Annotated in this window: 15 protein-coding genes; 5 read left to right on the top strand and 10 right to left on the bottom strand. The window is 69.5% G+C overall.

All coding sequences use genetic code 11. From position 1 onward, the window contains the following. Positions 1-124 precede the first annotated feature (124 nt). The gene (locus ACFY5A_RS09920) at positions 125-2,602 is read right to left on the bottom strand and encodes an ATP-dependent helicase (protein ID WP_387233576.1); all 2,478 of its coding nucleotides are present in this window, start codon (positions 2,600-2,602) and stop codon (positions 125-127) included. Between the two features lie 90 nt (positions 2,603-2,692). Between ACFY5A_RS09920 and ACFY5A_RS09915 the strand changes: the two genes are divergently transcribed. Together ACFY5A_RS09915 and ACFY5A_RS09910 are read left to right on the top strand one after the other, a co-directional pair. Next, positions 2,693-3,091, top strand: a complete 399-nt coding sequence (locus ACFY5A_RS09915) for a YccF domain-containing protein (RefSeq protein ID WP_341939998.1) — start codon at positions 2,693-2,695, stop codon at positions 3,089-3,091. Between the two features lie 21 nt (positions 3,092-3,112). After that, positions 3,113-3,574: a hemerythrin domain-containing protein gene (locus ACFY5A_RS09910; RefSeq protein WP_341939999.1), complete on the top strand. Its 462-nt coding sequence runs from the start codon at positions 3,113-3,115 to the stop codon at positions 3,572-3,574. Between the two features lie 11 nt (positions 3,575-3,585). Here the strand turns inward: ACFY5A_RS09910 and ACFY5A_RS09905 are convergent, their stop codons facing one another. Next, positions 3,586-4,572: a glycerophosphodiester phosphodiesterase family protein gene (locus ACFY5A_RS09905; RefSeq protein WP_387233573.1), complete on the bottom strand. Its 987-nt coding sequence runs from the start codon at positions 4,570-4,572 to the stop codon at positions 3,586-3,588. 87 nt (positions 4,573-4,659) lie between these two features. Between ACFY5A_RS09905 and ACFY5A_RS09900 the strand changes: the two genes are divergently transcribed. Then, positions 4,660-5,586, top strand: coding sequence for a Bax inhibitor-1/YccA family protein (locus ACFY5A_RS09900; protein WP_387233570.1), 927 nt, complete (start codon positions 4,660-4,662; stop codon positions 5,584-5,586). Between the two features lie 162 nt (positions 5,587-5,748). After that, positions 5,749-6,021 (top strand): GlsB/YeaQ/YmgE family stress response membrane protein, encoded by a 273-nt coding sequence (locus ACFY5A_RS09895; protein ID WP_105672738.1) that lies wholly within the window; start codon positions 5,749-5,751, stop codon positions 6,019-6,021. Between the two features lie 62 nt (positions 6,022-6,083). Here ACFY5A_RS09895 and ACFY5A_RS09890 read toward each other — a convergent pair whose 3' ends face one another. After that, positions 6,084-7,367: an RNA polymerase sigma factor gene (locus tag ACFY5A_RS09890; RefSeq protein ID WP_387235920.1), complete on the bottom strand. Its 1,284-nt coding sequence runs from the start codon at positions 7,365-7,367 to the stop codon at positions 6,084-6,086. Between the two features lie 19 nt (positions 7,368-7,386). Continuing rightward, positions 7,387-7,815 (bottom strand): YciI family protein, encoded by a 429-nt coding sequence (locus ACFY5A_RS09885; protein WP_105672789.1) that lies wholly within the window; start codon positions 7,813-7,815, stop codon positions 7,387-7,389. Between the two features lie 129 nt (positions 7,816-7,944). Here ACFY5A_RS09885 and ACFY5A_RS09880 point away from each other — a divergent pair, with 129 nt between their 5' ends. After that, positions 7,945-8,619 carry a DNA alkylation repair protein gene (locus ACFY5A_RS09880; protein ID WP_387233567.1) on the top strand — a complete coding sequence of 225 codons (675 nt, stop codon included), beginning with the start codon at positions 7,945-7,947 and terminating at the stop codon, positions 8,617-8,619. A 91-nt stretch (positions 8,620-8,710) separates the two neighbouring features. Here ACFY5A_RS09880 and guaA read toward each other — a convergent pair whose 3' ends face one another. The 6 genes from guaA to ACFY5A_RS09850 form a co-directional block, all read right to left on the bottom strand. Further along, on the bottom strand, positions 8,711-10,297 hold the full coding sequence (gene guaA / locus ACFY5A_RS09875) for a glutamine-hydrolyzing GMP synthase (protein WP_105672735.1): 1,587 nt from the start codon (positions 10,295-10,297) through the stop codon (positions 8,711-8,713). Then, a complete protein-coding gene (locus ACFY5A_RS09870; protein ID WP_223586938.1) occupies positions 10,294-10,800 on the bottom strand; it encodes a DUF3817 domain-containing protein in 507 nt (168 codons plus the stop codon). Before ACFY5A_RS09870 ends, guaA begins: the two co-directional genes overlap by 4 nt. 115 nt (positions 10,801-10,915) lie before the next feature. Continuing rightward, the gene (locus ACFY5A_RS09865) at positions 10,916-11,185 is read right to left on the bottom strand and encodes an HPr family phosphocarrier protein (protein WP_105672733.1); all 270 of its coding nucleotides are present in this window, start codon (positions 11,183-11,185) and stop codon (positions 10,916-10,918) included. 35 nt (positions 11,186-11,220) lie between these two features. Beyond that, entirely contained in the window at positions 11,221-13,239 is a 2,019-nt protein-coding gene (locus ACFY5A_RS09860; protein ID WP_387233564.1) for a fructose-specific PTS transporter subunit EIIC, read from the bottom strand. 24 nt (positions 13,240-13,263) lie between these two features. Further along, a complete protein-coding gene (locus ACFY5A_RS09855; RefSeq protein ID WP_341940005.1) occupies positions 13,264-14,205 on the bottom strand; it encodes a 1-phosphofructokinase in 942 nt (313 codons plus the stop codon). Further along, positions 14,202-14,996 carry a DeoR/GlpR family DNA-binding transcription regulator gene (locus tag ACFY5A_RS09850; protein ID WP_387233561.1) on the bottom strand — a complete coding sequence of 265 codons (795 nt, stop codon included), beginning with the start codon at positions 14,994-14,996 and terminating at the stop codon, positions 14,202-14,204. Before ACFY5A_RS09850 ends, ACFY5A_RS09855 begins: the two co-directional genes overlap by 4 nt. Positions 14,997-15,097 lie beyond the last annotated feature (101 nt).

Here is a 15,097-nt window from a genome sequence, read left to right as displayed (position 1 = left end):
GACGACGACGGTTCCGTGCGCAGGACCCGCCGTTCGGGGTCGGCTCTCAGCATCCACCCCCGGGCGCTCCTCGCCGCACGGGCTGCGGGGTCGCGCCTCCTGGGCGCCGGAGCGTCGATGCGGCTCAGATCTTCTCGATCGGCGCGACCTTGATCAAGAGCTTCTTCTGACCGGCGGTGTCGAAGCGCACGTGGGCGATGCGCTTCGCGCCCTCGCCGGTCACGGCATCCACACGCCCCTCGCCGAAGTCGCTGTGGCGGATGCGGTCTCCGGCCGTCAGCTCGAGATCGCCGTTGTCGCGCATCTTCGCGGTGACCCGGTTGGGGAACTTGTCCATCGCGGTGGAGAGCGGCGTGAGCGAGTCGCGACCGGGGAGCGGCTTCACCGCGAACCTGTCGTTCGAACCGGATCCGCCGAATCCGCCGGAGCCGCCAAAACCGCCGGAGCCCGAGCGGCGCGCGTTCAGCGCGCGGGACTGCATGCCGCCGCGCGAGTTCACGTCTCCCGGCGACTGGCGCCAGTCGATGAGCCCCGCGGGGATCTCCTGCAGGAAGCGACTGGGCATGGCGACCGAGACCTCGCCGAACTGCGCTCGCGTCATCGCGAGGGAGAGATGCAGTCTCTTGCGGGCACGAGTGATGCCCACGTAGAAGAGCCGCCGCTCCTCCTGCGGGCCTCCGGGTTCTCCTGCCGAGATGCGATGAGGGATCAGATCCTCTTCGACGCCCGTGACGAACACCGCGTCGTACTCGAGGCCCTTCGCCGTGTGCATCGTCATCATCGACACCGAGCCCGACTCGTCGTCGAGGTCGTCGGCGTCAGAGACGAGCGCCACCTCGGTGAGGAAGTCGACGATCGTGCCCTCGGGGTTGTTGCGCGCGAAGTCGCGGGCGACAGCCACGAACTCGTCGAGGTTCTCGACGCGCGCCTCGTCTTGAGGGTCGCGGCTGGCGCGCAGCGAATCGAGGTAGCCGCTCTTCGACAGCAGCACGCTGAGGCCGTCGGCGACCGTGGTCGGCGCGGGCACCTCGCCCGTCGCGGGCAGCATGATCTCGGTCGCCTCGGCGAGCACGGCGTCGAGCTGGGTGATCGCCGCCTGGATCTTCGGTCCGAAGCCGAGCTGGTCGGGCGCGGACAGCGCCTGCCGGAAGGTGATGCCATGCTCCTCGGCGAAGCGCGCGATGGCGGTCTCGGTGACGTCGCCGATGCCGCGACGCGGCTTGTTGAGGATGCGTCGGACCGCCATCTCGTCTGCCGGATTCGCGACGGCCACGAGGTACGCCAGCGCGTCCTTGATCTCGGCGCGCTCGTAGAACTTGGTGCCGCCCATGATCTTGTAGGGCACGGCCGAGCGGATGAAGATCTCCTCCAGCGCACGGGACTGCGAGTTGGTGCGGTAGAAGACCGCCATCTCGGAGTACGGGTAGCCCGCACGACGCAGCGCCTCGACCTCGTCGGCGACGAACTGGGCCTCGTCGTGCTGCGAGTACCCGGTGAAGCCGATGATCTTGTCGCCGTCGCCCTTGTCGCTCCAGAGCTTCTTGTCCTTGCGGTCGAAGTTGTTGCCGATGACGGCGTTCGCGGCCGAGAGGATGTTCTGCGTCGAGCGGTAGTTCTGCTCGAGGAGAACGACGCGCGCGCCGGGGAAGTCGCGCTCGAACTCGCTGATGTTGCGGATGTCGGCGCCGCGGAAGGCGTAGATCGACTGGTCGGAGTCGCCGACCACGGTGAGCGAGGCGCCCTCGAGCTCCGGTGTCGTCTCCGGCTCGAAGATCATCATGCCGTTCGAGGCATACGAGTCGGGGGCGTCACCCGAGACGGGGCGGGTGAGCTCGTGGATCAGCGCGTACTGGGCGTGGTTGGTGTCCTGGTACTCGTCGACGAGGATGTGCCGGAAGCGCCGGCGATAGGTGTCGGCGACCTGCGGGAACGCCCGGAACAGGTAGACGGTCTGCCCGATGAGGTCGTCGAAGTCGAACGCGTTGGCCTTCTGCAGCTGGCGCTGGTAGTCGGCGAACAGCTCGACGAAGACGCGCTCTGCGGGGTCGCTCATGTTGGCCTGCCGCGCGTACGCCTCGGCATCGGACAGCTCGTTCTTGAGCTTCGAGATGCGCGACTGCACAGATCCCGGGGTCATGCCGTAGGCATCGGCCTCGTGCTCCTTGACCAGGCGCTTGATGAGCGCGCGCGAGTCACCGGAGTCGTAGATGGTGAACGACTTCGTGAAGCCGAACTGCTCGGCCTCACGCCGGAGGATGCGCACGCAGGCGGAGTGGAACGTGGAGATCCACATGCCCCTGGCCGCATCTCCGACGATCGTCTGGACGCGCTCGCGCATCTCGCCGGCGGCCTTGTTGGTGAACGTGATCGCGAGGATCTGGCTCGGCCATGCCTCTCGGGCGCGCAGCAGGGAGGCGATGCGACGGGTGAGCACGCTCGTCTTGCCCGACCCCGCCCCCGCGACGATGAGCAGCGCGGGGCCGCGATAGGTGACGGCCTCGAGCTGCTGGGGGTTGAGCCCGGCGAGGAGGTCGTCCTGCCCCTCCGCCCCAGTGGAGCGGGGGCCGACGGATCCGGGGACGATGAGAGGTGCTTCGGTCATGGCCTTATGAGTCTAGGCGTCACCACCGACACCGCAGACGGGGTGCGAGCGGGCATCGGACGTTCAGGCCGCGAGTGCGAGAATCGAGCGGTGCGCACGATCCTCAACGTCATCTGGCTGATCTTCGCCGGCTTCGCCCTCTGGCTGGGCTACATGCTCGCCGGCATCCTGCTGTGCATACCGATCGTGACGATCCCGTGGGCGATCGCGTCCTTCCGCATCGCGGGCTACGCGATCTGGCCGTTCGGCCGAGAGGTCGTGAGCAAGCCCACCGCGGGCGTCGGATCCTTCCTCGGCAATGTGCTCTGGGTGATCCTCGCCGGCTGGTGGCTCGCCATCGGGCACATCGTCTCGGGCATCGCCCTGTGCATCACGATCATCGGCATCCCGATGGGGATCGCCGACTTCAAGATGGTCCCCGTGTCGCTGATGCCGCTGGGCAAGGAGATCGTCTCGACGAAGAAGGGCGCGTTCGACCGAACGCTGTGAGACGCGCCTAGACTGGCGCGGATGGATGCCGACCGCCTGATCGCCTGGGACGCGGAGCTCCGCAGCGCCCACGCTCGGCTCCGCGCGGCGCTCGCGGCCACGCGCGAGGCTCTCGATGCGGGAGCAGCGGCGCCGGATGCGGCATCCGACCTCCTGCTGTACTGCATCGGCTTCTGCTCGGCGCTGGACGGCCACCACCGGGCGGAGGATCGGAACCTGTTCCCCGCCCTGCGTGAGGAGCACCCCCGGCTGGGCGGCATGATCGACAAGCTCATGCAGGACCACTCGATGCTCACCCACCTGCTCGCCGGGCTCCGGCATGCGGTCGAGAGCGGCGAGAGCCCCGACTCGATCTCCCGTCATCTCGACGGCGTCGGCGCGATCATGGAGTCGCACTTCCGGTTCGAGGAGCGCGAGATCCTCGAACCTCTGCGCACGATGCGCCTCGACGCCGAGGTCGCGGACGTGCTCGGCCCCCTCTGAGCCGTCGTCCGTCAGCCGCGGAAGAAGCTCACGCCGAGATCGGGGTGGTCGACGAAGACGCCGTCGACGCCGGTCTCGGCGATCACCCGCCACTCCGACTCGTAGTCGCCGTACGCGCCCTTGCCACCGCTCCCCCGGTACTCCGCCGCGAGGAACGCGTTCTCAGGTCGGCAGGTCCAGGTGAAGACCTTGAGGCCCCGCGCGTGCGCGTCGGCCACGATCGTGTTGCCGCGGACGAGCAGCATCTTCTTGCTCACGCTCACGCCGTCGACCCTGCCCACGAGGGCGTCGAGGCCCTGAGGGGTCACCGTCGACGCGTAGGTCGGGGCCTGCTTCCCCTGCGCGACCAGGAGATCGTACGGACGCCCCGTGGACTCGATCAGGTAGACGTACGACGCCGGGATGCCGCGCTCGCGCAGCTCGCCGAGGATGGTCGACTCGAAGCACTCGATCACGAGAGGCAGCTCGCCATCGGCCCAGCCCGCGGCACGGAGGTCGCGTTCGATGAGAGGGGCGAGATCGATCCCGATGCTCGCGAAGTAGGTCGCGTGCTTGACCTCCAGCACGACGCCGATCTCCCGGCCGTGCTCGACCGACCCCTCGCGCACGAGGTCGAGCACGTCGACGAGCCGGAGGATCCCCTGCGCGTCGTCGAAGCTCGCGCTCGAGACGCGCACCGCGGGGAGGCGCTCGCGCGTGCGCAGCACCGACAGCTCCTCCCACGTGAAGTCCTCGGTGAACCAGCCCGTCAGCGCCTGCCCGTCGACCCGCTTGGTCGTCTTCCGGTCGGCGAACTCCGGATGCAGCGCCACATCGGTCGTGCCCGAGATCTCGTTCTCGTGACGCACGACCAGCACGCCGTCCTTGGTGGCGACGACGTCGGGCTCGACGGCATCCACCCCCATGGCGAGCGCGAGCTCGTAGGAGGAGCGGCTGTGCTCCGGACGGTAGCCGGGCGCACCTCGGTGCCCGATGACGAGAGGGGATTTCCTGGGCACGCTCTCAGCGTAGAACACCCAGGTGACGCGCCCATCCGGGTATCGTGGAGGGAAGCGACCTACAACCACTTCGGAGTGAGGCCCACCATGAGTAATTTCGCATTCAACAATCCGGCGTTCCAGCAGCAGGATCCGCGCAACGTCGCGACCTACCCCGGGGCACCGCAGGCGGCTCAGGGTGCTCAGGCCGCCTCGTTCCAGCAGGCCGGTGTCGACGCCGCGGTCAACGCGCAGCTGGAGGGCATGTACGCCGCTCCCCCGGCCGGCGCGATCGAGACCGACCGCATGTCGGTCGAGGACACGGTGTGGAAGACCGCCGGTCTCTTCGGCATCCTCCTCGTCACCGCCGCGATCGGCTGGGTGCTCACGCTCGGCGGCATCGCCGCGCCCGAGCGCGACCCGTACAACAGCTTCGCGCCGAACATGCTCCCCTGGATCATCGGCGCGCTCGGCGGCTTCGTGCTCGCCATGGTCATCACGTTCACCTCGCGCAAGAAGGTCCGCCCCGCGCTGATCTTCGCCTACGCGGTGTTCGAGGGCCTCTTCATCGGTGGCATCTCGGCCTTCTTCGAGGTGCTGTGGCCCGGCATCGTCATGCAGGCCACGCTCGCGACCGTCTCGGTCGTCGCGGTGACGCTGGCGCTGTTCGCGAGCGGCAAGATCCGCGCCTCGGCGAAGATGACGAAGATCGTCATGATCGCGATGATCGGCTACCTCGTCTTCTCGCTGCTGAATGTCGTCCTGATGTGGACCGGCGTCTTCGGCCCCGGTCAGGGATTCGGCATGCTCAGCGAGGTCAAGATCGCCGGCATCCCGCTCGGTCTCATCATCGGCGTACTGGTCGTCTTCATGGCGGCGTACTCGCTCGTGCTCGACTTCGACCAGATCCAGCAGGGCGTCCGCAACGGCGCTCCCCGCAAGTACGGCTGGCTCGGCGCCTTCGGCATCATGGTCACGGTCGTCTGGCTGTACGTCGAGATCCTGCGGATGATCGCGATCGCGCGCAGCAACTAGTCGCAGAACACGCTCGTCCAAAGAGGCCCGTCCCCCTGGGGGCGGGCCTCTTTGCACACTCCGGCGGTCCTGCGCAAGGGGGTGTCGGAGAAACCCGGATGGGCGGATGGTGGCGTGTACGAGCCCTGGCACCCCGGGGCTCCTGACACAAAGGAGCTGACCATGAGCTTTCTCGGCTTTCTTCTTCTCGGCCTCATCGCCGGAGCCATCGCGAAGCTGATCCTTCCCGGCCGCCAGGGCGGAGGATGGTTCATCACCCTTCTTCTCGGCGTCGTGGGAGCGCTGCTCGGCGGATGGCTCGGCAGCCTGATCCTCAACCGTCCGCTCACCGAGTTCTGGGACCTGGGCACCTGGCTGCTCGCGATCGCCGGCTCGATCGTCGTGCTGCTGATCTACGGCCTCGTGGCCGGACGCGGACGGGCTGTCCGCGACTGACCCGCGCTGATAGGCACGCCCGTCCCCTTCGAAAGCCGAGGCTGTCGAAGGGGGCGGGTCTTTCAGTCTCCGGCGGCCTTCGCCTGCAGCAGTGCACGCTCGCGATCGTTGCCGGCGAGGGAAGCGGCCGTCGCGAACTCACCCCGCGCCTCCTCGGTACGGCCGAGCCGCAACAGCAGCTCGCCGCGGGTGGCGGGCAGCAGGTGGTATCCGCGCAGCGCACCCGACTCCGCGATCCGGTCGATGATCCGGAGAGCGGATGCCGGCCCCGTCGCCATCGCGACCGCGGCGGCACGATTCAGCTCGACCACCGGTGACGGCGCCAGGCGCCCCAGCGCCTCGTAGAGCACGACGATGCTCTCCCAGTCGGTCTCCTCGACGGAGGGCGCGACCGCATGGCGTTCGGCGATCGCCGCCTGCAGCCCGTACGCGCTGCGTCCCCCTCCCCGCGCATCGGCGGCGGCGAGAGCGGCGCGTCCGCGCGCGATGCGTCCGCGATCCCAGCGCGACCTGTCCTGATCGGCCAGCAGCACGGGATCCCCGTTCGCGTCGATGCGCGCAGGGAACCGAGCCGCCGTGAGCTCCATGAGCGCCAGCAGACTGTGCACGTCGCGCTCGCGCGGCATGAGAGCGGCGAGCACGCGGGTGAGCCTGATCGCCTCCACGCTGAGCTCCGGACGCATCCAGTCGGATCCGCTCGACGCCGCATGCCCCTCGTTGAAGATCAGGTACAGCACGCCCAGGATGCCCCCGAGCCGCGCCGCATGCTCCTCCCGCGACGGCATCTCGAAAGGGACGTTCGCCGCCGCCAGCGTCTTCTTCGCGCGCACGATCCGCTGCTGCACGGTCGCCGTGGGCACGAGGAAGGCGCGCGCGATCTCCTCGCTCGACAGGCCGCCCACCACCCGCAGCGTCAGCGCGACCTGAGCCTCCCGCGACAGCACGGGGTGGCAGGAGATGAAGATCAGGCGCAGCACGTCGTCATCGACGGCATCCGGGTCCCAGGGCAGCGCGTCGGCCGCCTCCTCCTGCTCGCGCTCCAGGTCGTGGGCGAGCACGGCGATACGGTCGTCCAGCCGCTCGCGCCGACGCCAGCCGTCGATCGCCTTGCGCTTGGCGACCGCGGTGAGCCAGGCGGCGCCGTTGCGCGGCACGCCCTCGACCGGCCACTGCGCGAGTGCGTCGAGCAGCGCCTCCTGCGCGAGGTCCTCCGCGAGACCGAAGTCTCCGACCAGACGCGACAGCGTCGCGACGATCTTCGCCGACTCGATGCGCCACACGGCCGCGACGGCGCGCTCCGCCGCTCCCCTGTCGGGTGCGGAGCGCGCCATCGCCTCACCGGTCATCGTCGGCATCCCGCCCGGTTCAGGCCTCGGCGGCCTTGGCGGCGGCGTCCTCGATCCACTGCTTCTCCTTCTGCACCCACTCGTTGTCCTGGGGGAAGTCCTCGACACCGTGGATGCGACGGATCTCCAGCTTCGAGCCAGGGCCGAGCGGGCAGCGCTTCGCCCACTCCACGGCCTCCTCCTTGGACGAGACCTCGAGGATCCAGAAGCCGTTGAACAGCTCCTTCGTCTCGCCGTAGGGGCCGTCGGTGACGAGGGGCGGCTCGCTGGAGAAGTCGACGACGACGCCTTCAGCGGCGTCCGTCAGACCGTCACCGCCCGCCATGACGCCGGCCTTGATGAGCGACTCGTTGTAGCGCCCCATCGACTCGATCATCTCCTCGAACGGGATCTCCTTCGACGCCTCGAGTGCCTCGTCGGTCGCGCGCATGATGAGCATGTACTTCATGATGTTCTCCTTGATCGTGGGGCCGTCTCTCGACCCTCTCATTGAAGACGTCGAACGGGAACGCATCGGATCGACATCCTCGCGAAAAAGTTTCCGAGATCCGTCGCAGGTCCGCTCTAGACTCGCTCCGTGACCGCCGCAGACCTCGTCGACAGCATCCGCCAGGCCCTCCGCGAGAGCGCGGATCCCACGATCGCGCCCGGTCAGCAGGCGTACATGAAGTCGTCCATGCCGTTCCTCGGCGTGAAGGTGCCGCAGGCGCGAAGGATCGCGCGACAGGCGGCCCGCGGACGGAAGGATGCTGCGGAGCTCCGTGCCGCCGCGCTGGAGCTGTGGCGCGGGGCGACGCACCGCGAGGAGCGCTACGCCGCGACCGAGATCATGGGGCTGCGTCCGCTGCGCGGTCGGCTGGACATGCTCGACGTGCACGAGGAGATGATCCGCACCGGCGCCTGGTGGGACCACGTGGACGAGGTCTCGCACCGGCTGGCGGAGACGCTGAACGCCCGCCCCGAAGAGCTCACGCCCGTGCTCGTCGCCTGGGCGCGCGACGAGGACTTCTGGGTGCGACGTGCCAGCATCATCTCCCAGCTCGGACGGCGGGGCGATACCGACGTCGCGCTGCTGGTGAGCGCGATCCAGCCGAACATCGCCGACACGGAGTTCTTCATCCGCAAGGCGATCGGCTGGGCCCTGCGCGAGTACGCGAAGACCGACCCGGAGTGGGTGCGCACGTTCGTCGCCGCGCACGAGGGCGAGCTCAGCGGGCTGTCACGGCGCGAGGCGATGAAGCACCTGGGCTGAGCCGCGCCGCCCGCAGCGCCCGGGGACGCGAAAGGGCACGGACCGCGATGGTCCGTGCCCTTTCGGCGTCAGGCGAGTGGGAGCGACGGCGTCACTCCCACTCGATGGTCCCCGGCGGCTTGGAGGTCACGTCGAGGACGACGCGGTTGACGTCGCGCACCCCGTTGGTGATGCGGTTCGAGATCTTCGCCAGCACGTCGTACGGCAGGCGCGTCCAGTCGGCGGTCATCGCGTCTTCGCTCGACACGGGACGCAGCACGATCGGATGACCGTAGGTGCGGCCGTCGCCCTGCACACCAACGGAGCGGACGTCGGCGAGCAGCACCACGGGGCACTGCCAGATCTCCTGGTCGAGGCCGGCCTTGGTGAGCTCCTCGCGCGCGATGGCATCGGCCTCACGCAGGATCTCCAGGCGGTCCTTCGTCACCTCGCCGATGATGCGGATGCCGAGGCCCGGGCCGGGGAACGGCTGGCGGCCGACGATCGCCTCGGGGATGCCGAGCTCGCGGCCGATGGCGCGGACCTCGTCCTTGAACAGCGCCCGCAGGGGTTCGATCAGCTCGAAGTCGAGGTCGTCGGGGAGCCCGCCCACGTTGTGGTGCGACTTGATGTTCGCGGTGCCCGCGCCGCCGCCGGACTCGACGACATCGGGGTACAGCGTGCCCTGCACGAGGAACTTGACCGGAGCGCCGCCCGCGGCCTTGGCCTCGGCGACGAGGTCGAGCTGCACCTTCTCGAACGCGCGGATGAACTCGCGCCCGATGATCTTGCGCTTCTCCTCCGGGTCGGTCACACCCTCGAGGTGGCCGAGGAACGTGTCGGCCGCGTCGACCGTGATGAGACGGACGCCGGTGGACTCGACGTAGTCCTTCTCGACCTGCTCGCGCTCGCCCTTGCGGAGGAGGCCGTGGTCGACGAACACCGCGGTGAGCTGGTCGCCGATGGCCTTGTGCACGAGGGCCGTGGAGACGGCGGAGTCGACGCCGCCGGAGAGGGCGGAGATGACGCGGGCGTCGCCGACCTGCTCGCGGATGCGCTCGATCTGCTCGGCGATCACGTTGCCGCTGTTCCAGTCGGACGCGAGACCCGCGCCCTTGTGCAGGAAGTTCTCCAGCACGCGCTGACCGTGGTCGGAGTGCTTGACCTCGGGGTGCCACTGCACGCCGTAGAAGCGACGCTCCTCGTTCGCGAAGGCCGCGACCTTGGTGGCGGACGTGGTGGCGAGGACCTCGAAGCCCTCGGGGGCCGTGGCGACCTGGTCGCCGTGGCTCATCCACACGTTCTGCTCCGCAGGCTGGCCGCCGAGCAGCGTGCCGCCGTCGCCGGAGATGACGGCATCCGTCGCGCCGTACTCGCGCAGGCCGGTGTTCGCGACCTCGCCGCCGAGGGTCTGCGCCATGTACTGGAAGCCGTAGCAGATGCCGAGGGTCGGCACCCCGAGGTCGAAGACCGCAGGGTCGAGGCGCGGGGCGCCCTCCTCGTACACCGACGACGGACCGCCGGAGAGGATGATCGCGACCGGGTTCTTGGCGGCGATCTCCTCAGCGGTGGCCGTGTGCGGCACGATCTCGCTGTAGACGCCGGCCTCGCGGACTCGACGGGCGATCAGCTGCGCGTACTGCGCGCCGAAGTCGACCACGAGCGCTGGACGCTGCTGGGTCTCGGATTGTTCGGTCAACGGACACCTTCCGGGGAGGGGCGGGAATCGGGGTCTGCGGGGAGCGCATCGGGCTCCGGCTGCGCGGTCGCGGCCTCCCTGGTGGAGAGGTACGTCTTCACCTCGCGGGCGACGATGCCCTCCATGAAGAACGACAGCAGCGGGATGACGCCGCCGAGCGCCAGGGTGATGAAGCGCAGGAACGGCCAGCGCATCAGGCTCCACATGCGGAAGCACGCGAAGAGGTAGACGACGTAGAACCAGCCGTGGGCGACGAGGATGCCGAGGGAGAGGTTGAGACCGTCGCCCGTCGACTCGAGGCCGTCCGGCCCCTCGACCACCGGCGCGAACCAGAGGAAGCCGCCCCTTCCGCCCGCGAAGAGCTCGAGGTGGATCGGCGTGTACTTGAGCACCATCTCCGTGACCAGCAGGAGCAGCATGACTCCGGTGATGATCGACGCGATCTGATAGAACTTCAGCGCACCGCGGATCGCCGGAAAACTGGCGACTTTCGGTTCTGGCATGGAGTCCAGTCTAGCCGGGCCGGGATCGCATCCGTTCCGGTGCCCGGGCGCTCCGCGCTGCGGACCGCGACGCGCGACGACGGCCGCCGGGGCTTCCCGGCGGCCGTCGGCACGATCACTCCGCGTCGAGATCCGTCTCGAGCAGGGCGACGAGCTCGTCGAGCGCCTGCTCCGCGCCCTCGGCGTCGGATCGCAGGGTCACGACGGCGCCCTTCGAGGCTCCGAGCCCCATCAGCGCGAGGATGCTGCCGGCGTTGAGCTCGGCCCCGCCCGCGAGGGAGATGGTGATCGGGATGCCCTTCTCCTGCACCGCCGACACGAAGAGCTTCGCGGGGCGGGCGTGCAGCCCTGAGCTGCTGGCGATGGTGGCCTGGCGTTCGGTCATTTCTGTTCTCCTTCGATGCGGTGTCGGGTGCGTGATCAGGCGGCGACGGCGACGGGGTCTCCCGCTCCGACGAACCTCTTCAGGGCGACGATGGCGAGCGCGCTCACGATCGTGCCCGCGGCGAGAGCGAGGAGGAAGCCCCAGATCGGATTGATCGCGAAGAACACGAAGATGCCGCCGTGCGGGGCCAGCGACTGCACGCTGAACACCATGCTGAGCGCACCGGTGACGGCGCCGCCGAGCATGGACGCGGGGATCACACGCAGCGGATCGGCGGCGGCGAACGGGATCGCGCCCTCGCTGATGAAGGAGGCGCCCAGCAGCCATGCGGCGACCCCGTTCTCGCGCTCGACCGTGGTGAACCGGCGACGGGCCAGCACCGTGGAGGCGAGGGCCATCGCCAGCGGCGGGACCATGCCCGAGCACATGACGGCGGCCATGATCAGGTACGGCGCGGGGTTGTCCGAGGATGCGGAGGCGAGACCGGCCGTCGCGAACGCGTAGGCGACCTTGTTCACCGGTCCGCCGAGGTCGAAGCACATCATGAGGCCGAGGATCACACCGACGAGCACGATGCCCGAGGTGCCGGCGAGCCCCGTCAGCCACTCGTTCAGGATCTGCATGAGCCCCGCGATCGGTCGACCGAGGAACAGCAGCATCAGGCCGGACGCGACGATCGAGGCGAGCAGCGGGATGATCACGACCGGCATGAGGCCGCGCAGCCATCGCGGCGCGTCGATGCGTCCGATCGCCCAGGCGATGAACCCGGCGAGCAGACCGCCGACGATGCCGCCGATGAAGCCGGCGTTCATGAGCACCGCGATGGCGCCGGCGACGAAACCGGGGGCGATGCCCGGCCGGTCGGCGATCGCGAAGGCGATGTACCCGGCGAGCGCCGAGACGAGGAAGCCCATCGACGTGGCGCCGATGACGAAGAGGACCGAACCGATGTACTGGCCGAGGCCGCCGTCGGGCAGCGCCCACAGCGCGTTGCCGAGCACGATGTCGAACGCCTGATCGTCCTTGTTGACGTTGAACCCGCCGAGGAACGGCAGGAAGCTCAGTGCGATCAACAGTCCGCCCGCGGCGACGAACGGGATCATGTAGCTGACGCCGGTGAGCAGGATGCGCCTGATCCGCGACCCCATGGACTGCGCCTGCGCGGGCGCTGCAGCGGACGACGACGACGCGGCGCCCGACACCCGGGCGGCCGACGGATCCTTCGACGCGGCGATCGCCTCGGCGATCAGGCGCGCCGGCTCCTCGATGCCCCTCTTCACCCCGGAGCGCACCACGGGCTTGCCGGCGAACCGCTCCTGGGCGCGCACGTCGACGTCGACCGCGAAGATGACGGCATCCGCATCGTCGATCACGCTCTGCGGCAGGGCCTTGTACCCGCTCGATCCCTGCGGCTCCACCACGAGGTCGACGCCTTCCGCTCGCCCCGCCGCAGTGAGGGCGTCGGCGGCCATGAAGGTGTGGGCGATGCCCGTCGCGCACGCCGTGACCGCGACGATGCGGGCGCGACGCGGTGCACCGTCTGCGGCGAGCGCTCCCGCAGATTCGGACGGTGCGACGGCGGCGGATGCCTCCGGCTGCGGCTCATCGCTGATCGCCGCAGCCACGATCGTCACGACCTCCTCGGCGGAGCGAGCCGCGCGCAGGGCGCCGGTGAACTCCTCCTGCATGAGGCTCCGTGCGAGCTTCGACAGCATCGCGAGATGCGCCTCGGCGGCCGTGTCCGGCGCGGCGATAAGGAAGACGAGATCGGCCGGCCCGTCAGGGGCGCCGAAGTCGACCCCCGGCGCGAGACGGGCGAAGGCGAGGGTCGGGATCGTCACCGACGCGCTCTTCGCGTGCGGGATGGCGATGCCGCCGGGCAGACCCGTCTCGTCCTTCTCCTCCCTCGCCCAGGCGTCGTCGAAGAGCCCCTGCGCGCTGTTCGCGCGGCCCTGTGCGGCGACGCGCTCGGCGAGAGCGCGGATGACGGCGGACTTGTCGGCGCCGAGGGCCGCATCGATGCTGACCAGCTCGGCGGTGATGGTGTCGGACATGATGACCTCCAGTGGTCGTCAGGGTTACAGAGAGCGGACGATGATGTCGTCGTCGCCGAGATCGGCGGACGACGGCACCTGGGTGCCCGGAAGAGATGCCGCCGCCGCCCCGTAGCGGATCGCGGAGCGCAGACGATCGGCCGGCTGCTCGCCGGCCAGGTCCGCGAGAAGGTAGCCGGCGAGGGAGCTGTCTCCCGCGCCGACCGTGCTCACGACGCGGATGCGCGGAGCCGCGGCGCACCAGGCGCCGTCTGCCGTCACCAGGACGGCGCCGGCCCCGCCGAGCGTGACGAGCGCCGCCGCGACGCGACCGGGGACGATCCCCCGCGCCACCGCGGCGACCGCGCCGTCGTGGTCGTTCTGATCGATCGGCCCCCCGACGAGATCGGCGAGCTCCTCGTCGTTGGGTTTGATGAGGTCGACGGCGGCATGCTCCACGACGTTGCGCAGAGCGGCACCGGAGGCGTCGACGGCGACCTTCGGAGCGCGCGTTCCCCATCGATCCCGCACCGCACGGACGACGTCCGCATAGAACATGTCGTCGAGCGTGTCAGGGAGCGACCCCGCCAGCACCAGCCAGTCCGCATCGGCGCTGGTCTCGACCACGGCGGAGAGCATCGCGTCGGCGTCGGCCACGGTGAGAGGGGCGCCGGGGAGGTTCAGCTTCGTCGTGACACCGGCGGGATCGGTGATCGCCAGATTCGTGCGGGCGAGGCGTTCGACGGGGACGGGGCGCACCGCGAGGCCCGCGGCGTTGAGCGTGGCGCGGAAGGGATCGTCGGCAGCCAGCGGAAGCACCGCGCGCGTCCTGACGCCTGCCGCCGAGACGACCCGGGAGACGTTGATCCCCTTGCCGCCGGCGTCTTCCCGGGCGGACGCAGCGGTCTGCACCTCTCCGGGGCGCAGTGCGTCGCGGAGGGTGATCGTGCGATCCAGCGCCGGGTTGACGGTGAGCGTGACGATCATGCGACCCAGACCTCGACCCCGGCCTCGGCCAGCGCCTCCGCGAGCTCGGGCGACGGCGCGGCATCCGTCACGAGGATGTCGATGTCGCTCAGCGCGGCGAACGTGACGAGCAGCTCCCTGTCGTGCTTGCTCGAGTCCGCGACGACGACGACCTTCCGCGCCGAGCGGACGATGGCCGCCTTGACGGAGGCCTCATCGGGGTCGGGCGTGCTCAGCCCGAATCCCGCGGAGATGCCGTTCGCACCGACGAAGGCGACGTCAGGGCGGAGACGGCCGATCGCTCCGACGGTCTCGGCGCCGACGGCCGCCGCGGTGATCCCCCGGATGCGACCGCCGATGACGGTGAGGGACATCCCCTCCGCCGCCGCGAGGACGGGCGCGATCGTGAGAGAGTGCGTCACCACCTCGATGCGCTCATCTCCGGCTGATGCGAGAGCGCTGCGCGCCGACAGGGCGTCGGCGACGGTCGCGGTCGTGGTGCCGGCGTCGATGAAGACGGAACCGCGGAAGCCGCTCCCCAGGGCGGAGAGGGCGCGGGCGGCGATGGCCTGCTTGGCCGCTCCGTGCCGGTGCGTCCTCTCGAGCACCGTCGGCTCGTCGATGCTGTCGGCATCCCGTGCGACGGCTCCCCCGTGCACGCGGACGAGGGCGCCGGCGTCTTCGAGTGCTCCCAGATCGCGACGGATCGTCTCGGTCGTGACATCGAAGCGCTGCGCGAGCTCGATGACGGCGACACGGCCCTCGTCGAGCAGAATGCGCTCGATCAGCTGCTGACGCTCCAGTGCATACATTGCCGACTCCGTTGTTGAGGGAAGATTCCCACACGATACAACAGAGAACAACACAAACACAATGATGAATCTGCGATCACCTGCGTTTCGCGAGCTCGCCC

The sequence above is a fragment of the Microbacterium sp. NPDC012755 genome, from assembly GCF_042901325.1.
Classification (GTDB): Bacteria; Actinomycetota; Actinomycetes; order Actinomycetales; family Microbacteriaceae; genus Microbacterium; species Microbacterium natoriense.
This window is presented reverse-complemented; position numbering and strand designations above follow the sequence as displayed.